The sequence below is a fragment of the Pseudomonas sp. DVZ6 genome, assembly GCF_024259445.1.
In the GTDB taxonomy this organism is placed as follows: Bacteria; Pseudomonadota; Gammaproteobacteria; order Pseudomonadales; family Pseudomonadaceae; genus Aquipseudomonas; species Aquipseudomonas peradeniyensis.
Genome location: NZ_JANCLM010000029.1, coordinates 58,149 through 78,776 on the forward strand (window position 1 = coordinate 58,149; position 20,628 = coordinate 78,776).

The 20,628-nt window shown below is 64.7% G+C and carries 20 protein-coding genes; 11 read left to right on the top strand and 9 right to left on the bottom strand.

What is annotated here, in order from left to right:
- The first annotated feature begins 15 nt into the window (after window positions 1–15).
- Both NMG10_RS17220 and NMG10_RS17225 read left to right on the top strand, forming a co-directional pair.
- Window positions 16–450 carry a hypothetical protein gene (locus NMG10_RS17220; protein WP_028690922.1) on the top strand — a complete coding sequence of 145 codons (435 nt, stop codon included), beginning with the start codon at window positions 16–18 and terminating at the stop codon, window positions 448–450.
- Window positions 451–855, top strand: coding sequence for an META domain-containing protein (locus tag NMG10_RS17225; protein ID WP_203647700.1), 405 nt, complete (start codon window positions 451–453; stop codon window positions 853–855).
- A 121-nt stretch (window positions 856–976) separates the two neighbouring features.
- On the opposite strand, the gene NMG10_RS17230 is transcribed toward NMG10_RS17225, so the two are convergent.
- On the bottom strand, window positions 977–1,444 hold the full coding sequence (locus NMG10_RS17230) for a TlpA disulfide reductase family protein (protein WP_028690924.1): 468 nt from the start codon (window positions 1,442–1,444) through the stop codon (window positions 977–979).
- A gap of 86 nt (window positions 1,445–1,530) precedes the next feature.
- On the opposite strand from NMG10_RS17230, the gene arsC reads away from it, so the two are divergent.
- Genes arsC through NMG10_RS17245 form a run of 3 tightly spaced genes read left to right on the top strand, consistent with a single transcriptional unit; the run spans window position 1,531 to window position 2,892 of the window.
- The gene (gene arsC, locus NMG10_RS17235; RefSeq protein WP_254464782.1) at window positions 1,531–1,884 is read left to right on the top strand and encodes an arsenate reductase (glutaredoxin); all 354 of its coding nucleotides are present in this window, start codon (window positions 1,531–1,533) and stop codon (window positions 1,882–1,884) included.
- Window positions 1,881–2,486 carry an NAD(P)H:quinone oxidoreductase gene (gene wrbA, locus NMG10_RS17240; RefSeq protein WP_050704525.1) on the top strand — a complete coding sequence of 202 codons (606 nt, stop codon included), beginning with the start codon at window positions 1,881–1,883 and terminating at the stop codon, window positions 2,484–2,486. The genes arsC and wrbA overlap by 4 nt, the downstream gene beginning before the upstream one ends.
- The gene (locus NMG10_RS17245; RefSeq protein ID WP_203647702.1) at window positions 2,479–2,892 is read left to right on the top strand and encodes a DUF2069 domain-containing protein; all 414 of its coding nucleotides are present in this window, start codon (window positions 2,479–2,481) and stop codon (window positions 2,890–2,892) included. Before wrbA ends, NMG10_RS17245 begins: the two co-directional genes overlap by 8 nt.
- Before the next feature lie 116 nt (window positions 2,893–3,008).
- Here the strand turns inward: NMG10_RS17245 and NMG10_RS17250 are convergent, their stop codons facing one another.
- Complete coding sequence (locus NMG10_RS17250; RefSeq protein ID WP_254464783.1) at window positions 3,009–3,680, bottom strand: DNA-3-methyladenine glycosylase I; 672 nt, start codon at window positions 3,678–3,680, stop codon at window positions 3,009–3,011.
- A 4-nt stretch (window positions 3,681–3,684) separates the two neighbouring features.
- Window positions 3,685–4,509, bottom strand: a complete 825-nt coding sequence (ttcA, locus tag NMG10_RS17255; protein ID WP_011532643.1) for a tRNA 2-thiocytidine(32) synthetase TtcA — start codon at window positions 4,507–4,509, stop codon at window positions 3,685–3,687.
- A gap of 263 nt (window positions 4,510–4,772) precedes the next feature.
- On the opposite strand from ttcA, the gene NMG10_RS17260 reads away from it, so the two are divergent.
- Both NMG10_RS17260 and NMG10_RS17265 read left to right on the top strand, forming a co-directional pair.
- Window positions 4,773–5,372: a Yip1 family protein gene (locus tag NMG10_RS17260; RefSeq protein WP_028690929.1), complete on the top strand. Its 600-nt coding sequence runs from the start codon at window positions 4,773–4,775 to the stop codon at window positions 5,370–5,372.
- Window positions 5,373–5,511: 139 nt separating this feature from the next.
- A complete protein-coding gene (locus NMG10_RS17265) occupies window positions 5,512–6,006 on the top strand; it encodes a SprT family zinc-dependent metalloprotease (protein ID WP_050704523.1) in 495 nt (164 codons plus the stop codon).
- A gap of 168 nt (window positions 6,007–6,174) precedes the next feature.
- Here the strand turns inward: NMG10_RS17265 and NMG10_RS17270 are convergent, their stop codons facing one another.
- The 4 genes from NMG10_RS17270 to NMG10_RS17285 form a co-directional block, all read right to left on the bottom strand.
- Window positions 6,175–7,497, bottom strand: coding sequence for a dicarboxylate/amino acid:cation symporter (locus NMG10_RS17270; protein ID WP_028690931.1), 1,323 nt, complete (start codon window positions 7,495–7,497; stop codon window positions 6,175–6,177).
- A gap of 419 nt (window positions 7,498–7,916) precedes the next feature.
- Window positions 7,917–9,257, bottom strand: coding sequence for an ATP-binding protein (locus NMG10_RS17275; RefSeq protein WP_232856697.1), 1,341 nt, complete (start codon window positions 9,255–9,257; stop codon window positions 7,917–7,919).
- On the bottom strand, window positions 9,254–9,931 hold the full coding sequence (locus NMG10_RS17280; protein WP_028690933.1) for a response regulator: 678 nt from the start codon (window positions 9,929–9,931) through the stop codon (window positions 9,254–9,256). Before NMG10_RS17280 ends, NMG10_RS17275 begins: the two co-directional genes overlap by 4 nt.
- A gap of 128 nt (window positions 9,932–10,059) precedes the next feature.
- Window positions 10,060–10,665, bottom strand: coding sequence for an outer membrane protein (locus NMG10_RS17285; RefSeq protein WP_050704272.1), 606 nt, complete (start codon window positions 10,663–10,665; stop codon window positions 10,060–10,062).
- A gap of 123 nt (window positions 10,666–10,788) precedes the next feature.
- Between NMG10_RS17285 and NMG10_RS17290 the strand changes: the two genes are divergently transcribed.
- Together NMG10_RS17290 and NMG10_RS17295 are read left to right on the top strand one after the other, a co-directional pair.
- On the top strand, window positions 10,789–11,580 hold the full coding sequence (locus tag NMG10_RS17290) for a dienelactone hydrolase family protein (protein WP_254464784.1): 792 nt from the start codon (window positions 10,789–10,791) through the stop codon (window positions 11,578–11,580).
- A 158-nt stretch (window positions 11,581–11,738) separates the two neighbouring features.
- Window positions 11,739–12,440: a 4'-phosphopantetheinyl transferase gene (locus tag NMG10_RS17295; protein ID WP_254464785.1), complete on the top strand. Its 702-nt coding sequence runs from the start codon at window positions 11,739–11,741 to the stop codon at window positions 12,438–12,440.
- Here the strand turns inward: NMG10_RS17295 and NMG10_RS17300 are convergent.
- Both NMG10_RS17300 and NMG10_RS17305 read right to left on the bottom strand, forming a co-directional pair.
- Complete coding sequence (locus tag NMG10_RS17300) at window positions 12,437–14,041, bottom strand: ATP-binding protein (protein WP_254464786.1); 1,605 nt, start codon at window positions 14,039–14,041, stop codon at window positions 12,437–12,439. The two genes, NMG10_RS17295 and NMG10_RS17300, sit on opposite strands and share 4 nt — an antisense overlap.
- The gene (locus NMG10_RS17305) at window positions 14,038–14,733 is read right to left on the bottom strand and encodes a response regulator (RefSeq protein WP_186733819.1); all 696 of its coding nucleotides are present in this window, start codon (window positions 14,731–14,733) and stop codon (window positions 14,038–14,040) included. The genes NMG10_RS17300 and NMG10_RS17305 overlap by 4 nt, the downstream gene beginning before the upstream one ends.
- A gap of 839 nt (window positions 14,734–15,572) precedes the next feature.
- On the opposite strand from NMG10_RS17305, the gene NMG10_RS17310 reads away from it, so the two are divergent.
- Together NMG10_RS17310 and NMG10_RS17315 are read left to right on the top strand one after the other, a co-directional pair.
- Complete coding sequence (locus tag NMG10_RS17310) at window positions 15,573–18,449, top strand: ribonucleoside-diphosphate reductase subunit alpha (RefSeq protein WP_254464787.1); 2,877 nt, start codon at window positions 15,573–15,575, stop codon at window positions 18,447–18,449.
- Between the two features lie 638 nt (window positions 18,450–19,087).
- Window positions 19,088–20,338: a ribonucleotide-diphosphate reductase subunit beta gene (locus tag NMG10_RS17315; RefSeq protein WP_050704266.1), complete on the top strand. Its 1,251-nt coding sequence runs from the start codon at window positions 19,088–19,090 to the stop codon at window positions 20,336–20,338.
- The last annotated feature ends 290 nt before the right edge of the window (window positions 20,339–20,628 follow it).

Consider the following 20,628-nt stretch of genomic DNA (forward strand, 5'->3'; position numbering starts at 1 on the left):
AATTTTGGAGGACCCATGGTCGAACACGATTTCCGCTACACCCTTTTTAACCCGCAACACACCCTGATCGAGTGCCGCGCGCTGGTGCCTGGCCGCTACCAGGTTACCGGCAACGGCGGCTCGATCCAGAAGGGCGACGTCCTGCTGGTCACCCTCAAGGGCAGCAAGGACCTGTCCATGCGCCTGACCGTCGAGACCGTGCGCCACCTGATCAACCCGCATGGCCAGTGGGTCGCCGTGGCCCAGGGCCCGGCGTTCAACGAGCTTGAGATCCTCAACTGGCAGGTCAAGTGCGACAGCTGCGACGCGGTGCTGGACTTCGAGTTCGCCAACGACGCCAAGCTGGGCAAGAAGGGCCAGGCCCCGGCCGCCAGCGCGCGTATCCAGGAACTGGGCTGGGCGAGCAAGGGCGACAAGCACCTGTGCCCGCAGTGCCGGGAGCGTGGTTGAGTGAAACAGCTGCTGACCGGCGCGCTGATCGCCTGCGGCCTGCTGGGCTGCGCCGCACAACCCTCGAAGCTGCAGCAGGAGCAGAGCTACGTGCTGGAGTGGATCGGTGAGCGCCCGCTGATCGACTACAGCCACCTGACGCTGACCCTGGCCAGCGATGGTCGCGCCTACGGCAACGGCGGCTGCAACCACTGGTTCGCGCCCTACACGCTGGAGGGCGAGCGTATCAGCTTCGGCAAGGTCGGCAAGACCCGCAAATTGTGCGCGCCAGCGCTGATGGACCAGGAAAAACGCTTCCTGCAGGCGCTGGAAACGGTGCAGCGCTGGGATGTGTCGCCGATCGAGCAGATCCGTTTCTGGCCGGCCGAGGGCAAGCCGCTGCGCTTCTGGCCTGAGGAAGGCTGATCATCGCCGGGGGCTGCTTTGCAGCCCATTCGCGGCACAAGGCCGCTCCTACAGGGTTTCGCCTTCCCTTGTAGGAGCGGCCTTGTGCCGCGAAAGGGCCGCAAAGCGGCCCCATGATCGATCAGGCGCCGCCTTTCAAAGCCCTGATCTTCGCCTGCAGCCCTTCAAGCGTCTGCTCACCCATCAACTGCTCACGCACCTTGCCCTTGTCGTCGATGATGTAGGTCACCGGCAGCGCCTCGCTGCGCGGCAACTCGTAGCGCTCGGCCGGGTCCTGGGCCAGCACGGTAAAACCGATGCCCAGGGTGTCGGCGGCGGCTTTCAGGTCCGGCCCCTGCAGGCCGTCGAAATTCACCCCCACCACCCGAATGCCCTGGGCCTCCCACTGCTTGGCGGCGGCATTGAGCTCAGGGATTTCCGTGCGGCACGGGCCGCACCATTCGGCCCAGTAGTTGAGCACCAGCCAGTGCCCGTCGATCTGTTCGGCCTTTACCGTGTTGCCGTGCTGGTCCACGCCGTAGTCCGCACCGCAGCCGCCGAGCAACAGGCTCGCGGTGATGGCCAGTGCAGCTGCCAAACGCCTTGCCATGGGTCAATCCTTCTCGAAGTTTTCAAGCATTGAAGTCGGTCGCTGCGGTTAGAATAGCCGCCACACCCAGCTGGATGCGACCCGTCATGACCGATCTGACCCTCTATCATAACCCGCGCTGCTCGAAATCCCGCGGCGCCCTGGAACTGCTCGAGGCACGCGGCCTCGCGCCGACCATCGTGCGCTACCTCGAGACCCCGCCGGACGCCGCCACCCTCGAACAGCTGCTTGCCAAGCTGGGCATCGGCGCGCGCCAGCTGCTGCGCACCGGCGAGGACGAATACAAGGCCCTGGAGCTGGCCAACCCGGCCCTGAGCGACGCCCAGCTGATCAAGGCCATGGTCGAGCATCCCAAGCTGATCGAGCGCCCGATCCTGGTGGCCGGTGACAAGGCCGTGGTCGGCCGCCCACCAGAGAAGGTCCTGGAGCTCCTGCCGTGAGCGAACCCTACATCCTGGTGCTGTACTACAGCCGCCACGGCTCGACCAGCGAGATGGCCCGGCATATCGCCCGCGGTGTCGAGATGGCCGGCCTGGAGGCGCGCCTGCGCACCGTGCCGGCGATCTCCACCGAATGCGAGGCCGTGGCCCCGGACATCCCGGCCAGCGGCGCGCTTTACGCCACCCTCGACGACCTGCGCCACTGCGCGGGCCTGGCCATGGGCAGCCCGACCCGCTTCGGCAACATGGCCGCGCCGCTCAAGTACTTCCTCGACGGCACCAGCAGCCTGTGGCTGGGCGGCGAGTTAGTGGGCAAGCCGGCGGCGGTGTTCACCTCCACCGCCAGCCTGCACGGCGGCCAGGAGACCACCCTGCTGTCGATGCTACTGCCGCTGATGCACCACGGCATGCTGGTCACCGGCCTGCCCTACAGCGAATCGGCGCTGCTCGAGACCCGTGGCGGCGGCACGCCGTACGGCGCCAGCCACCATGCCGGCGCCGACGGCAAGCGTGAGCTGGACCCGCACGAGATCACCCTGTGCCGTGCGCTCGGACAGCGCCTGGCGAAGACGGCCAAGGCCCTGGGTGGCGAACGTGGCTAGAAAGCCGAAGGTATTGCCGCCACTGGACTGGCTGGCCCCCCGGGTGCGCTTTACCCGCGCCCTGAGCCTGGCCTGCTTCTTCGGCCTGATCGCCCTGCTGGTGGTGAACAACCTGTGGTTCGCCGACCTGCACGGGGCGCGGGTCGAGGTGATCATGGCCATCGAGCTGATCCCCCTGCTGCTATTGCTGCCGGGCATGCTGATGGGCAGCGCCCGGGCGCACGCCTGGACCTGCTTCGTGGTGAACATCTATTTCATCAAGGGCGTGCTGGCGGCGTTCGATCCGGCGCGGGCGCTGTTCGGCTGGGTCGAGGTGCTGGTGAGCCTGGGGTTGTTCGTCAGCGGGTTGCTGTTTGTGCGCTGGAAGTTCCAGCAGGAGCGGCGCCTGGCGGGTGAAGGGCGTTAAGTTCCGGGGCTGCTCTGCAGCCCTTTCGCGGCACAAGGCCGCTCCTACAGGGGGACGCGTACTCCTGTAGGAGCGGCCTTGTGCCGCGAAAGGGCCGCACGGCGGCCCCGGCGATCTCAATGATTGACGGTATGCGCCAGCATCACCGACAACTGGCACAGCGGCCGGCCGCTCTCTGCATGCCACTGGTTGAACGCCTGCTGCACCAACGCCAGGTCACGCTGGCTGGTCGGCGGCTTGTCGATGATCTTCTGCGCAATCAGCGCCGCCGCCATGTCATCGGTGGGAATGAAGGTATCCTTGCCGACCATCCGCAGGAACCGCGGCGCCGACAACCCGCCCAGCTGGTTGCCATGCTTGGCCAGGTACTTCCACAACCCGACGATATCGGTCTCAGGCCAGTCGGCGATGAACGCGCCGAAACTGCCCTTCTCCTTCGCCACGTCCAGCACCATCTGCGCATTGCGCGGCACGCTCTTGAGCTTGCCCAGGTGGCGGATGATGCGCTCGTCGTGCATTAGCCGCTCCAGGTGCTCGGCGCCCATCAGCACCACCTTCTGCGGATCGAAACCGAAGAACACCTGCTCGAACGCCGGCCACTTGGCGTCCACCAGGCTGTGCTTGAGCCCGGCGCGGAACACGCGCAGGGCCAGGGTCGACAGGTAGCGGTCGTCAGGGATGTCGCGCAGCTGCGCGGGCGTGCGCGGCTGCGGCAGGAAGGCTTCCAGCGCCTGGGCCGAACCGAAGCGGTTCAGGCAGTACGCGTGCAACCACTGATAGTCGCGCATGCGGTCAGATGTTCAGCACGTCGAGGAAACGCGGGGTGGCGCTCTCGTCGATCTTCAGGCTGGTGAAGTCGAACAGGTTGCGGTCGGCCAGCTGCGACGGGGCAACGTTCTGCAGGGCGCGGAAGATGCTCTCGGTACGGCCCGGGTGCTTGCGCTCCCACTCCACCAGCATGTCCTTGACCACCTGGCGCTGCAGGTTCTCCTGCGAGCCGCACAGGTTGCACGGGATGATCGGGAATTCCTTCATGTCCGAATAGGCCTGGATGTCCTTCTCGCTGCAGTAGGCCAGCGGGCGGATCACCACGTTGCGACCGTCGTCGGCGCGCAGCTTCGGCGGCATGCCCTTGAGCGCGCCGTTGAAGAACATGTTGAGAAAGAAGGTCTCGACGATGTCGTCGCGGTGGTGACCCAGGGCCATCTTGGTCGCGCCGATCTCGTCGGCGAAGGTGTACAGGGTGCCGCGACGCAGGCGCGAGCACAGCGAGCAGGTGGTCTTGCCCTCGGGTACCAGCTCCTTGACCACCGAGTAGGTGTCCTTCTCGACGATGTGGTACTCGACGCCCAGTTCCTTGAGGTAGGCAGGCAGCACGTGCTCGGGGAAGCCCGGCTGCTTCTGGTCCATGTTCACCGCGACGATGTCGAACTTGATCGGCGCCACCTTCTGCAGGTGCAACAGAACGTCGAGCATGGTGTAGCTGTCCTTGCCGCCGGACAGGCAGACCATGACCTTGTCGCCATCCTCGATCATGTTGTAGTCGGTGATGGCTTCGCCAGCGAGACGACGCAGGCGTTTTTGCAGTTTGTTCTGGTTGACCGAGAGGGTGCCCATAGCGCTTGGATCCGCGAGGTGTGACAAAAGCCGGCTATTTTACGCACAAACCGCACGGCGCAGTAGGTGAATCCGATAAAGACTTCAAGGGAATCAGCACCGGGCCTGACAGTGCAATTTGCTCTAAAAAGCCGGTTTTGTGCCGGGATCCGCTTCCTATACTGCGACATAAGGCCACATTGGCGCAGCACTTGGTGTCCTGGCCTCGGGCCATAGGCGCTCCATCCGGGGGGCGTTTGGCAACGACGATAGGAGTGACCCGTATGATTCATCACGTTGTTGGGCTGTTCACCCACCCTGACCAGGAGTGGCGGGAGATCCGTGGCGAGGAAGAAAGCATCAGCCACATGTACCTGACGCACACGCTGATCCTGGCGGCGATCCCCGCCGTCTCGGCGTTCATCGGCACCACCCAGGTCGGCTGGGTGATCGGCGAGCGGCCAGCGGTGATGCTGACCATGGAAAGCGCGCTGTGGATGAGCATCATGTCGTACCTGGCGATGCTCGCCGGGGTCGCGGTGATGGGCGCCTTCATCCACTGGATGGCGCGCACCTACGACGCCAACCCGAGCATGGCGCAGTGCATCGCCTTCGCCACCTACACCGCCACCCCGCTGTTCATCGGCGGCCTCGCGGCGCTGTACCCGCACCTGTGGCTCGGCATGCTGATCGGCACGGCGGCCATCTGCTACACCGTGTACCTGTTGTATGTCGGCTTGCCGACGTTCATGAACATACCGTCGGATGAAGGCTTCCTGTTCTCCAGCTCCGTGCTGGCGGTGGGCCTGGTGGTACTGGTGGCGATCATGGCCGCGACCGTGATCATCTGGGGACTGGGCGTGGGGCCCGTCTATACCAACTGACGCATACCTATAGATCCAACCAACACTGGGGCATCACCCGAGGCCGCCGCAAGGCGGCTTCGTTTCGTGTGCCTGACCGGCGGCTCGGCAGCCGGCCTGTGCCTGCGGCATAATGCCCGGTCAGGAGAACTACCCCGCCATGCCCGAGCTGCTCAGACAACGCGTCGAAACCTGTTACCAGCAAGCCGAAACCTTCTTCAAACGCCCCTTTCCGCGCCCGCAGGTCAGCTTCAAGCTGCGCGGCCAGAAGGCCGGTGTCGCCCACCTGCACGAGAACCTGCTGCGCTTCAACCTGCAGCTGTACCGCGAGAACCAGGAAGACTTCCTGCGCCAGACCGTGGCCCACGAGGTCGCCCACCTGGTGGCCCACCAGCTGTTCGGTGACCGCATCCAGGCCCATGGCGAGGAGTGGCAGCTGATCATGCGCGGGGTGTACGAACTGCCGCCAAACCGTTGCCACAACTATGAAGTGCAGCGGCGGGTGGCGACACGCTACATCTACCGCTGCCCGTGCCCGGAGAGCGACTTCCCGTTTACCGCCCAGCGGCACAAGCTGGTGCACCAGGGCCGGCGCTACCTGTGCCGGCGGTGTCGGGAGATATTGGTGTACAGCGGTGAGACCCGGGTCGAGTGAAAGATCGCATTCGCGGGTAAACCCGCTCCCACAGGTACCCCACCGGCCTGAGGGCAGCATTTTTCCTGTGGGAGCGGGTTTACCCGCGAAAGGGCCGGCACTGACAACACAGAACTCCCGGAACAAAAAAGGCGACCCGAGGGTCGCCTTCTTCATTTCACACCGCGATCAACGCGCCGGGCCTTCGGCCACGCCCAGGTCGTCGGTCGGACGGGTGTCGACCAGCGGCGAGCCGCCGGACGCCAGTTCCGCCTGCAGGGTGTCGGTGTCCAGCTCCTTGACCCACTTGGCCACGACCACGGTGGCCACGGCGTTGCCGATCAGGTTGGTCAGGGCGCGGGCTTCGGACATGAAGCGGTCGATACCCAGGATCAGCGCCAGGCCCGCCACCGGCAGGTGACCGACGGCCGACAGGGTCGCGGCCAGCACGATGAAGCCGGAACCTGTGACGCCCGCGGCACCTTTGGAGGCCACCAGCAGCACCAGCAGCAGGGTGATCTGGTGGGTGATGTCCATGGTGGTGTCGGTGGCCTGGGCGATGAACACCGCGGCCATGGTCAGGTAGATCGAGGTACCGTCCAGGTTGAACGAGTAGCCGGTCGGGATCACCAGGCCAACCACGGATTTCTTCGCGCCCAGGCGCTCCATCTTGGCCAGCATGCGCGGCAGGGCCGACTCGGAGGACGAGGTGCCCAGCACGATCAGCAGCTCTTCACGGATGTAGCGGATCAGCTTGATCACGCTGAAGCCGTGGGCGCGGCAGATACCACCCAGCACTACCAGGATGAACAGCACGCAGGTGATGTAGAAGCAGGCCATCAGGTAGCCCAGTTGCACCAGCGAACCCACGCCGTACTGGCCGATGGTGAAGGCCATGGCACCGAAGGCGCCGATCGGGGCCAGCTTCATGATCATGTTGATGATGTTGAACATGACATGGGCAAAGCGATCGATCAGGTCGAGCACCGGCTTGCCGTAGCTGCCCAGGCGATGCAGGGCGAAGCCGAACAGCACCGAGAACATCAGCACTTGCAGGATATCGCCGTTGGCGAAGGCGCCGACCACGGTGTTGGGGATGACGTTGAGCAGGAAGCCCACGGTGGTCTGCTGCGCGCCGGCGGCGGCGTAGGCGGCCACGCTGCTGGCGTTCAGGGTGCTGACGTCGACGTGCATGCCGGCGCCCGGCTGGACCACGTTGACCACGACCAGGCCGATGATCAGGGCGATGGTGGAGACGATCTCGAAGTACAGCAGCGCGTAACCGCCGGTCTTGCCGACCGATTTCATGCTCTGCATGCCAGCGATGCCGCTGACCACGGTGCAGAAGATGATCGGGGCGATGACCATCTTGATCAGCTTGACGAAGCCGTCACCCAGGGGTTTGAGGGCTACGCCGGTTTCCGGGTAGTAGTGGCCGAGCAGGATACCGATGGTGATGGCGACGATCACCTGGACATACAGCGATTTGTACAGCGGCTGACGAGTCGTCATGGCTAGTTTTTCCTCAAGTGGGCCGGCGCATCCTTCCCAGGATGTCGGGGCACCTGAATCGCGAACCCTCCTGTACCCGGAGGGATTTGTCGTTGTGGGCGAGTGCCTGGGCAGGCCTCTGCCAGCTGAATAGCAAGGGCGATGCCAAAGTGCCCACTTGAGGTGCACAGCCAATGATTACAGGGTGTGAATGCCCCGGGACGGGGCGAAGAACCCCGTAGGAAATGGCGGATTTCCGCCCGATGGCGGAAATCGTACAGGGCAGGTTGGCGGGAATCCGCCTCAGAGGTATTCAGTGGGACTTTCCGGTGGGAGCGGGCTTGCCCCGCGATGAGGCCCGGGCCGGATGGCACCGGCTTCGCCGGTATCGCGGGGCAAGCCCGCTCCCACGCACCGCCCCCTGCACTGGAAAGGCAGAATCAATCGAGTCGGAACGCGATACGGAACGCAGCCCCGCCCAACGGCGAATCACCCAGGCTCAGCTCGGCGTCATAGCTGTCGATGATGTCCTTGACCACCGCCAGCCCGATCCCCTGCCCCGGGTGCTGGCGGTCCAGCCGCTCGCCGCGTTCGAGAATCCGCTCGCGTTGATCCGGCGGCACGCCCGGCCCGTCGTCCTCGACGCACAGCTGCAGCAGCCCCGGCGACTGCTGCAGGCTGACCCGCACCTGCCCCAGGCATAACCGGTAGGCGTTTTCCAGCAGGTTGCCCAGCAACTCCAGCAAGGCGCCCTGCTCCATCGGCACCCGTGCCAGGGCCGGAATATCGAGGCTGACCTCGACGCGCTTGTCGCGATAGACCTTGGCCAGGGTGCTGCACAGGCTGTCGAGCAACGGCTTGAGCTCGACCTGGTGCTTCACCAGGCCGCTCTTGCGCAGGCTGGCGCGCTGCAGCTGGTAGTCGATCTGCTGGCTCATGCGCTCGATCTGGCTCTGCAGCACCCGCGCCTGTTCGCGGTCGCCCTGCTCCATGCTCTCGCCAACGCCCTGCAGCACCGCCAGCGGGGTCTTGAGGCTGTGGGCCAGGTCGTCGAGCGAGTCGCGGTAGCGCTGACGCTGCTCGCGCTCGCTGCGCAGCAGGCGGTTGAGCGAGCCGGTCAGGCGCAGCAGCTCGCGTGGATGCTCGCGACTCAGCCCATCTCTGGCTCCGCTCTCCACATCGTCGAGCTCGGAGCTGAGCCGACGCAATGAACGCAGGCCCCAGGTCAGGCCGGCCCAGAGCAGCACCATCAACGCCAGCAGCGCCGCGCCGAAGCCCAGGTAGAGTTTCTCGCGCAGGCCGTTGAGGGTGTCCTGGTATTCACGCACCGGCTGCAGGGCGACGATGCTGAACGCCGCGCTCTTGCCGCCGAGCAGCTTGACCTCGACGTCGTAGACGAAGAATTCGTCGCCGTCGTCCTGGTGAATGCGGGCGAACTCGTTGCCGCGTCCGTCATAGCGGGGGTGATAGTTGATATTGCGGTTACGGGTGGCCCGCGACTGCCACACCAACGTGCCCTGGCGGTCGAAGATGTAGCCAAGCAGACCGGTGTAAGGCAGGTTGTAGCGTTCGTCCGGCAGCAGCGCCGGCATCTGCAGCTGGCCGCGCTCGATGCGCGCGGCCGAAATCAGGGTGGTCACGTCCGAGGCCAGGCGCTGCTCGATCGACTCCTGCAACGCCAGGCTGAAGGCCTTCTGCAAGGCCGGCAGCAGCGCCAGCATGAACAGCAGCGCCAGCAACGCCGCCGCCAGCATCAGGCGCACCCGCAGCGAACGGATCATCGGCAGCGCTCGGTGAACAGGTAGCCCAGGCCGCGCACGGTGTCGATCGGCTTGAAGCCGTTGTCGCCCTCGAGCTTGCGGCGCAGGCGGCCGACCAGCACCTCGATGACGTTCGGGTCGCGCTCCTCGTCGTCCGGGTACAGTTGCTCCATCAGGCGGTCCTTGGCCACCACTTGCTGGTGATGACGCATGAGGTACTCGAGGATGCGGTATTCGTAGGCGGTCAGCGCCAGCGGTTGCTCGTCCAGGGTCGCCTGCTTGCGGTTGAGGTCAAGCACCAGGGGCCCGGCAGCGATGGTCGACTGGGTGAAGCCGCTGGAGCGGCGCAGCAAGGCGTTCAGGCGGGCCTCCAGCTCCTCGAACTGGAACGGCTTGACCACGTAGTCGTCGGCGCCGGCAGCCAGGCCCTCGACCTTGTCCTGCCAGTTGCCGCGGGCGGTCAGGATGAGGATCGGGAACGTCTGGCCGAGGCTGCGCAGCTGGCGGATCAGATCCAGCCCGCTCATGCCCGGCAGGCCCAGGTCGATCACCGCCAGGTCGTGGTTGTACTGCTCGGCCTGGTACAAGGCCTCTTCCGCGTTGGCCACCGCCTGCACCACATGGCCGCCCTCGCCGAGGCGGGTGAACAGGTGATGACGCAGCAGCGCCTCGTCCTCGACCACCAGCAATTTCATGTGGATCTCCTTTCAATGGGAATGCCCTGTGCCGGCCTCTTCGCGGGTAAACCCGCTCCCACAGGGTTGTGCACCACCTGTGGGAGCAGGTTTACTCGCGAAGAGGCCGGCACAGGATAACAGCGACCTCAGAACTTGTAGGTAGCCGCCAGGTAGGTCTGCGCGCTGCTGGTCAGGCGCAGGGTACCGTCCTTCGGCCCGCCGTGGGCGCCGATCTCGGTGGCGGCGTTGCTGCGCAGGTAACGGTAGCCCAGCTCCACCGAGGTGTTGTCGGTCACTTCCTGGATCACACCGGCCTGCAGGCCGACGGCGTAACCGTAGTCGGTGTCGCGGCGGGCGCCCGGCGAATCCTGGGTCAGCTTGGTCATGCCCAGGCTGCCGCCGCCGAACAGTTTGGTGGTATCGCCCACCGGCAGGAACAGGTCGTAGCTGCCCAGCAGGTTCTCCTGGCGCAGCTTGACGCCGCTGTGATCGCCCGAGACGTTGTCGTAGGTGATGTAGTAGCGGCCCTGGTCGTTGATCTTGCCCAGGCGCGCGCCCCAGGTGCTGTCCTTGCCGATGATGCCGTCGGCGTTCAGGCCGTCGGTGTTGCGTTGCAGCAGGCCGGACTTGCGGACTTTGTCGCTGGTCTGGCCGTAGGTCAGGCTGGCGAAGTTGTCATCGGCCTGGGCAACGCTGGTGAGGCCGGCGGCGCAAACGGCCATGGCGGCAATCAGGGTGTTGAGGGTTTTCATGATTCAGGTACTCCGGGTTGGATGCGTTGTTGCTGTCTGGGGGCTAGAGTAGGGAGGGCGCCCTGAACCCCTGCTGAACCCGGCCTGAACCTTGGCTGAACGAACCGAAGAAGGAGCTCGACCATGCGTACCCTGCTTGCCCTGGCCTTGTTGTGCAGCGCCAGCCTTGTCCAGGCGGCGGTGCAGACCCGCGAGATTCCCTACCAGGATGCCGACGGCAAGCGCCTGATCGGCTACTACGCCTATGACGACGCCCTCGAGGGCAAGCGCCCGGGCGTGGTGGTGGTGCATGAATGGTGGGGGCTGAACGACTACGCCAAGCGCCGCGCCCGCGACCTCGCGGCGCTGGGCTACAACGCCCTGGCCATCGACATGTACGGCGACGGCAAGAACACCGAGCACCCCGCCGACGCCCAGGCGTTCATGGCGGCGGCGATGAAGGATCCGAAAGCCGCTGCCCGGCGCTTCGACGCCGGGCTTGAGCTGTTGAAGATCCAGCCCAACACCAACAAGCACCAATTGGCGGCCATCGGCTACTGCTTTGGCGGCAAGGTGGTGCTGGATGCGGCGCGCCGGGGCGAGAAGCTCGATGGCGTGGTGAGCTTCCATGGTGCGCTGGTGACCCAGACGCCGGCCAAGCCCGGGGTGATCCGGGCGAAGATCCTGGTGGAGCACGGCGAGGCCGACAGCATGGTCACCCCGGAGCAGGTGGCGGCGTTCAAGGCGGAGATGGATGCGGCCAAGGCCGACTATAAGTTCGTCGGGATTCCGGGGGCCAAGCATGGGTTTACCAACCCGGATGCGGATCGGTTGGGGCATGGGGGGCATGGCGGGCCGGATATCGGGTATGACAAGGCGGCTGACGAGAGCTCCTGGAAGGATATGCAGGCGTTCTTGAAAGACGCGTTCGACTGATGATCGCCGGGGCCGCTTTGCGGCCCTTTCGCGGCACAAGGCCGCTCCTACAGGAGACCGCATGCCCTTGTAGGAGCGGCCTTGTGCCGCGAAAGGGCTGCAAAGCAGCCCCAAATATCTGCTCCACCACCAGTCACCAGGCTGGCACAATACCCGCCATGAACAGACTCCCCACCTGCTGCGCCCCGCTCCAGCACCACTGGCCCCTGCCCCGCCCGGTCCCCGGCGCGGTGCTGGTCAGCTGCGCCTTCGACCCGGCCCGCCTGGCCGCCGACGACTTCCAGCGCGCCGGCATCGAGCAGACCGCCAGCCTGCAACGCTCGGTGGCCAAGCGCCAGGCCGAGTACCTGGCCGGTCGGGTCTGCGCCCGCGAGGCACTGCGGATTCTCGATGGTCGAAGCTACGTTCCCACCCCTCATGAAGACCGCTCGCCAATCTGGCCCGCCGGCATCCACGGCTCGATCACCCACGGCCAAGGCTGGGCCGCCGCGGTTGTCGCAGCCGACGGCCAATGCCGTGGCCTGGGCCTGGACCAGGAAACCCTGCTCAGCGAAGAGCGCGCCGAACGCCTGGCCGGGGAGATCCTAACGCCCGCCGAGCTGGAGCGTCTGGACCACCGCCAGCAGGCCCTGGCGGTGACCTTGACCTTCTCGCTCAAGGAAAGCCTGTTCAAGACCCTCTACCCACTCACCCGGCAGCGCTTCTATTTCGAGCACGCCGAGCTGCTGACCTGGTCCGCCGACGGCCATGCCCGCCTGCGCCTGCTCACCGACCTGTCGGCCGAGTGGCGCCATGGTGTCGAACTCGATGGCCAGTTCTGCCAGCAGGACGGCCATCTGCTCAGCCTGATCAGCGTCTAGTCCCGCGGCTGCTCACGCGGCCAACTCAGGCTGAAACACGCCCCGCCCAGTTGCTCGCTGTGCCCGACCAGGGCGCGGCCGCCGTGCCAGTAGATGATCCGCCGCACGATCGACAGCCCCAGCCCATGACCGCCCGAGGCCCGGGTGCGGCTGTCGTCGAGACGGGTGAACGGGGTGAAGATGCGGTGCCACACTCCTTCGGGAATTCCGGGGCCGTCATCCTCCACATCGATGCGGCAACGCTGCTGGCCGATCTGGTAGCTCAGCCGCACTTGCGATTCGGCATGGCGCATGGCATTGCGCACCAGGTTCTGCAGGGCCCGGTGCAGGTAGCGCGGCTCGGCCTCGACCCGGGCGTCACCGCCATCGAGCCCGTGGCACACCCCGCGTACCACCCGCACCTCGGCCCGCAGCGGCGCCAGTTCCTCGATCACCCGCGCCAGCAGCTCGTCCAGGTCCACCACCTGGAAATGCAGGGCCGGCGCGCCCTGCTCCAGGCGGGCGTAGGTCAGCATCTCGTCGACCAGCTTGTCCAGGTCCTGGATATCGCCGTCCATGCCGGCCAGGTGCTTGGCCCTGGCCTCATCGGTGCTGGCGCTCTCGATCATCTCCAAGCCGAAGCGCAGCCGCGCCACCGGCGTGCGCAATTCGTGGGACACCGCCCGCACCAGCTCGCGCTGCATGGTCAATGAGCGCTGCAGGTGCTCGGCCATGCCGTTGAAGGCCTCGGCCAGACGCCCCACCGAGTCGGCGTCGCCAGCCGGCACGCGGGTATCGAGACTGCCCTGGGCGATGCGCGTGGCCGCCACCTCCAGGCCCGACACACGCCGCTCCAGCTGGCGCACCAGCAGGTAGACCACCAGGCCGATCAGGCACAGGCCGAGGAAGGCGATCAGGATCAGCAACTGCGGCGGATACGGGTTGAGCTGGTACAGCGGGCCGATCTCCAGCACCCAGGGCGAACCGGACAGCCCCGCGAACACGCGGATCGAATCGCCGTCCCGGCCCAGGGCCATCACCGTGTCGCCCTCCTCCACCCGGCGGCGCTGGTCGTCGTCCAGGGCGGCGCGCTCGATACGCTGCAGGGCGATGTCAAAGCCGAAGCCCTTGCTCTGGCGCAGCTGCGCCAGACGCGCCTGCTGCTCGGTCACCGGATAGCGCACCAGTTCATCGGCCAATAGATAAAGCGTGGCGCGGGCCAGCTGCTCGCTGATCTGCTTGACCTCGGCCACCAGCAGCAGGTCCTCGTGGCCGACCCGGCGCAACACCCGGGCGGCATGCGGGCCGGTCTTTTCCACCAGCACCAGGTCGCGGTACAGCCGCGCCCGCTGCCCGCCGTCGAGGGTGAACGCCGACAGCGGCTGCAGGTCCAGCGGCACGCCGAGCAGGCGCTCCCAGATCACCAGCGAACGGGTGCGTTCCACCGCGTTCTGTTGCGCCAGGTTGTCGGCCATCAGGCTGAAAGTGCCCTGGGCCAGGCGCTCGCGGTGCTGGCCGGCGCGGATTTCGTTGAGCAGATGCAGGCTGAGCACGCCGAGCACGGCCACCAGCACCAGCACCGCGAGCATGCCGCCATAGATGCGCAGGAAGATCGAGTTCATGGCGCCTCGCCGACGAACAGGTAACCCTTGCTGCGCAGGGTCTTGATCAGCCGCGGGGTGATCGGGTCATCGCCGATCTTGGGGCGGATCTTGGAAATGCGCACATCGATGGAGCGGTCCTGGCCGTCGTAGCCGACACCGCGTAGCGAGGTGAAGATCTCCTCGCGGGACAGCACGCGCCCGGCGTTGCTGGCCAGCAACCAGAGCAGGTCGAACTCGGCGCCGGTCAGCTCGATCAACTGGCCGCTCAGGCGCGCCTCGCGCTGGCGGCTGTCTATGTGCAGCGGGCCGAAGCTCAGCTCCTGGCGCCGCTCCGGGGCCTCGCTGCGGCGCAGCAGGGCGTTGATGCGCGCCAGCAGCACGCGCGGGCGCACCGGCTTGCACACATAGTCGTCGGCGCCCAGGTCCAGGCCCTGGATCTGGTCCAGCTCGTCGCTGCGAGCGGTGAGCATGAGGATGGGGCCGGCGTACTGGCCACGCACCCGGCGGCAGATGCTCAGGCCGTCCTCGCCGGGCAGCATCAGGTCGAGGATCACCAGGTCTGGCTGGCTGTCGATGATGCGCCGGGCGGCACGGCCACCATCGCCCTCCACCGCCACCTCGAAGCCGTTGGCCTGGAGGTACTCGGCGGTGAGCTCGGCGAGGCGCTGGTCGTCCTCGACGATGAGGATGCGGTTGATTGGCTGGTCCATGGCCTCCCCTTCTTCTGGTTATTGTCTGGCCTTGTGTTGTCCGTGCCGGCCTTATCGCGGGGCAAGCCCGCTCCCACGCATGGCCTCGTATGGCAACGTGGGAGCGGGCTTGCCCCGCGATGAGGCCAGCACAACCCTTTGATTCCAGCGAAAAACCGCCTTCACCAAAGCGCAACATCAGCCCCGGATACTACGTCCCGCCCCCACCCCTGCCAACCACCCAGAACGCCCCACGACTGAACCGTTTTTTGTGATAGGGTGCGCGCCCGAAAAAAACTGCGCGACGGCGTAGCACAGACAAAAAATAGTGCAAACCTCTTGGGACAAGGCCTACAGCGAATACCCACGGATCACTCACAAAGTACCCACAAGTTATCCACAGGCGCTCACCTTGCAAAGCCCCCGAGACCGCATTATCTTGTATCCCTATCGCAGCGAACCACTAGATGTTGGGTTTCGCGCAAAATCACAAACACAAGTCGCCAGGCAAATTCAAGCGAATTTACCGACTGAACTTAACGTGATTTCAACAGCCAAACCGCTCCTGCGGAGGGCGACCGAGGCAAGCCGCCGACGGCCTTGTTCGGGTATGAGTGTTGCAGGCGGTGCCTTGCCACTCATCAGCAACAGATTTTGGGTACGCCCAGAACCTTTGACTTCGGCCAGGGAGCGGCAGGTTATTGCCCCTTATTCCTGAGTCTGTCCCGAAGTCGGTAAGCCCGAGCGGGCGTGTGCGCGTGCATGACGCCTCCCCGCCCGGGCCATCGAGCAAGTGGACGGAACGGTGGGCGCCCCAACAAGGCGCCTGAACAAACTAGAAACTGTGGAGACACCCACCCATGCAAACCGACACAACTCGCGAGAACCCGCAGGCCAAGGCGCCGCAGGCCGAATCCAACCAGGATCTGGCTGCCACCGCCCCCGGCCAACTGCGCGTGATCAAGCGCAACGGCACTGTCGTCCCCTACACCGACGACAAGATCACCGTTGCCATCACCAAGGCGTTCCTCGCAGTTGAAGGCGGCACCGCCGCCGCCTCGTCGCGCATCCACGACACCGTCGCGCGCCTGACCGAGCAGGTCACCGCCACGTTCAAACGTCGCATGCCATCGGGTGGCACCATCCACATCGAAGAAATCCAGGACCAGGTCGAACTGGCCCTGATGCGCGCCGGCGAGCAGAAAGTCGCCCGCGACTACGTGATCTACCGCGACCAGCGTGCCAAAGAGCGCGCTACCCGCTCCAACGCCGACAGCGTGGTCGAGCCGCACCCAAGCATCCGCATCACCCTCGCCGACGGCAGCCTCGCGCCTCTGGACATGGCCCGCCTGAACACCATCATCAGCGAAGCCTGCGAAGGCCTGGCCGAAGTCGATGGCGACCTGATCCAGCGCGAAACCCTGAAGAACCTGTACGACGGCGTCGCCCTGAAGGACGTCAACACCGCCCTGGTGATGACCGCCCGTACCCTGGTCGAGCGCGAGCCGAACTACTCGTTCGTCACCGCCCGCCTGCTGATGGACACCCTGCGCGCCGAAGGCCTGGGCTTCCTGAATGTCGCCGACAGTGCCACCCACCACGAGATGGCCGACCTGTACGCCAAGGCCCTGCCGGCCTACGTCGAGAAAGGCGTCGAGTTCGAGCTGCTCGACCCTGCACTGAAAGGCTACGACCTGGAGCGCATGGGCAAGGCGATCAACCACGAGCGTGACCAGCAGTTCACCTACCTGGGCCTGCAGACCCTGTACGACCGCTACTTCATCCACAAGGATGGCGTGCGCTTCGAGCTGCCGCAGGTGTTCTTCATGCGTGTGGCCATGGGCCTGGCCCTGGAAGAGAAAGATAAAGAAGCCCGTGCGATCGAGTTCTACAACCTGTTGTCGTCCTTCGACTACATGGCTTCGACCCCGACCCTGTTCAACGCCGGTACCCTGCGTCCGCAGCTGTCCAGCTGCTACCTGACCACCGTCCCGGACGACCTGTCGGGCATCTACCACGCGATCCACGACAACGCCATGCTGTCGAAATTCGCCGGTGGCCTGGGCAACGACTGGACCCCGGTACGTGCACTGGGCTCGTACATCAAGGGCACCAACGGCAAGTCGCAAGGCGTCGTGCCGTTCCTGAAAGTGGTCAACGACACCGCCGTTGCCGTGAACCAGGGTGGCAAGCGCAAGGGCGCCGTGTGTGCCTACCTGGAAACCTGGCACCTCGACATCGAAGAATTCATCGAGCTGCGCAAGAACACCGGTGATGACCGTCGTCGTACCCACGACATGAACACCGCCAACTGGATCCCCGACCTGTTCATGAAGCGCGTCTTCGATGACGGCAAGTGGACCCTGTTCTCGCCGTCGGAAGTGCCTGATCTGCACGACCTGACCGGCAAGGCCTTCGAAGAGCGCTACGAGTACTACGAAGCCCTGACCGAGTACAACAAGATCAAGGTGTACAAGACCATCCAGGCCAAAGACCTGTGGCGCAAGATGCTGTCGATGCTGTTCGAGACCGGCCACCCATGGCTGACCTTCAAGGACCCGTGCAACCTGCGCTCGCCCCAGCAGCACGTGGGCGTGGTCCACAGCTCGAACCTGTGCACCGAGATCACCCTGAACACCAACAAGGACGAGATCGCGGTCTGCAACCTGGGCTCGATCAACCTGCCGAACCACATCGTCGATGGCAAGCTGGACACCGCCAAGCTGCAACGCACCGTGAACACCGCCGTGCGCATGCTCGACAACGTGATCGACATCAACTACTACTCGGTGCCGCAAGCGCGTAACTCGAACTTCAAGCACCGCCCGGTCGGCCTGGGCATCATGGGCTTCCAGGACGCGCTGTACCTGCAGCACATCCCGTACGGCTCCGATGCTGCCGTCGAGTTCGCCGACAAGTCGATGGAAGCGGTCAGCTACTACGCGATCCAGGCTTCCTGCGATCTGGCCGACGAGCGCGGCGCCTACGAGACCTTCCAGGGTTCGCTGTGGTCCAAGGGCATCCTGCCGCTGGACAGCCAGCAGATCCTGATCGAGGCCCGTGGCCAGAAGTACATCGACGTCGACCTGACCGAGAGCCTGGACTGGGCACCGGTGCGCGAGCGCGTGCAAAAAGGTATTCGTAACTCGAACATCATGGCCATCGCGCCGACCGCGACCATCGCCAACATCACCGGCGTGTCGCAGTCCATCGAGCCGACCTACCAGAACCTGTACGTGAAATCGAACCTGTCGGGCGAGTTCACCGTGATCAACCCGTACCTGGTCCGCGACCTGAAGGCCCGCGGCCTGTGGGACTCGGTGATGATCAACGACCTGAAGTACTACGATGGTTCCGTGCAGCAGATCGAGCGTATCCCGCAAGAGCTCAAAGACCTGTACGCCACCGCGTTCGAAGTCGAGACCAAGTGGATCGTCGATGCCGCCTCCCGTCGCCAGAAGTGGATCGACCAGGCCCAGTCGCTGAACCTGTACATCGCCGGCGCTTCGGGCAAGAAGCTGGACGTGACCTACCGCATGGCCTGGTACCGTGGTCTGAAGACCACCTACTACCTCCGTGCCCTGGCCGCGACCAGCACCGAGAAGTCGACCATCAACACCGGCAAGCTCAACGCCGTGTCGAGCGGCGGCGACAGCGCCCCGGTCCAGGCCGCGGGCCCTGCCCCGGTACCGAAGGCCTGCGCCATCGACGAGCCGGATTGCGAAGCCTGCCAATAAGGCCTTCGCAGCGCTGAGCTGAAGATGCCGCCTCAATCGCCCTCACGGGTGGCTGAGGCGGCATTTTTTTGCGCCCCGACATCCCCCTGCGGGAGCGGTGCGTGGGAACGGCACGTAGGAGCGGGCTTGCCCCGCGATAGGGCCCCTACAGGCAATACACCCCCTAGGCCCTGACCAAGATCAAAACACCACATGTAGCGCCAAACAAAAAAAATCACACTACATATAGGATCTAATCCCATTTAGGGCTAGACTCTTACCCCGTGACGAACCACCGGTATCCAGTGAACGGAAGCACGTAATGCAGGTCGAAAATTTACCGCCTTGCGCCTCCTGCGCCGCCCCGATCCAAAGTGATTTCCGGTATACTTCGCGGCCCCAAAAAGGGATGAGCCAATGATCGACTGCGTGAAGCAAGCCCCCCCGGGCCACACCGCAGGTTTTATCGTTGCCGTACAGCTTCCAGGTGCCCTGCCCCCTCGCCCGAGTGCAGGCCAGGCGCCGACCCGAACACCTTCAAACGTGACGAGAGCCCGCTCTCACTGCTTGCCGCAGCGCCTGTTGGCGTCGCGCCGTACAGGCATCACTTCAAAATCCAACCGGTTGCCCCGCGCAACCCTCTAGCAGGAGCCAGGACCATGCTGAGCTGGGACGAATTCGACAAAGAAGACGGTGAAGTCGCCGCCAAAGGCAACACCCCCGCGCAGGCCGCAGCCGCCACCACCCTCGACAAGCTCGACAGCGCCGGCGGTGCCGCCGCCCTGGAAGCCCGTGCCGCCACCGCCGCCGACTCCGACGCCGTCAAGCGCGCCAAGGCTGCGCTGGACGCCCTGGATATCGCTGAAGGCCTGGCCGAGCTGGAAGGCTCCTCGGCCCGTGTCGCCGTTGACGAAAAGCGCATGATCAACTGCCGCGCCGACCTCAACCAGCTGGTACCGTTCAAGTACGACTGGGCCTGGCAGAAGTACCTCGACGGCTGCGCCAACCACTGGATGCCGCAAGAGGTCAACATGACCGCCGACATCGCCCTGTGGAAGAGCATGGACGGCCTGACCGAAGACGAGCGCCGCATCGTCATGCGCAACCTCGGCTTCTTCTCCACCGCCGACTCCCTGGTGGCCAACAACCTGGCCCTGGCCGTGTACCGTCTGATCACCAACCCCGAGTGCCGCCAGTACATCCTGCGCCAGGCCTTCGAAGAGGCGATCCACACCCACGCCTACCAGTACTGCATCGAGTCGCTGGGCATGGATGAAGGCGAGATCTTCAACATGTACCACGAGATCCCATCGGTCGCGAAAAAAGCCGCCTGGGGCCTGAAGTACACCCGCGCCATCTCGGACCCGGAGTTCAACACCGGCACCGTCGAGACCGACAAAGAGCTGCTGCGCAACCTGATCGCCTACTACTGCGTCCTGGAAGGCATCTTCTTCTACTGCGGCTTCACCCAGATCCTGTCCATGGGCCGCCGCAACAAGATGACCGGCGTCGCCGAGCAGTTCCAGTACATCCTGCGCGACGAGTCCATGCACCTGAACTTCGGCATCGACGTGATCAACCAGATCAAGATCGAGAACCCGCACCTGTGGGATGCCGCGATGAAGGAAGAGGCTACCCAGATGATCCTGCAGGGTACCCAGCTGGAGATCGAATACGCCCGTGACACCATGCCACGCGGCGTGCTGGGCATGAACGCGGCGATGATGGAGGACTACCTCAAGTTCATTGCCAACCGTCGACTGACTCAGATTGGTCTGAAGGAAGAGTATCCGGGGACTACCAACCCGTTCCCTTGGATGAGCGAGATCATGGACTTGAAGAAGGAGAAGAACTTCTTTGAGACTCGGGTTATTGAGTATCAGACTGGTGGGGCGTTGAGCTGGGATTAAGAAAAATGGCCGCTCAAAATCGCTAATCCGTGAAACCTACTCAATAAGCGTGAAACGGATGCTCCAAAGAAAAGGGCTGCCATTGGCAGCCCTTTTTGTTTTGAATATCAGTGAAATAGACTCAGCCTTTACGCCCCGCAACTGAACTCATACTCGACTCTGCTGCTCTTCCTTGCAGAAGGATGTGCTAGATTTTGTGCGAGCAGAATTATAGCCACCGGGCACCTCGCCTATCAGGTGATCAGGTCACGCCTGTCAGCCGCTTCTAACCGATAGCTGCGGCTTAAAGC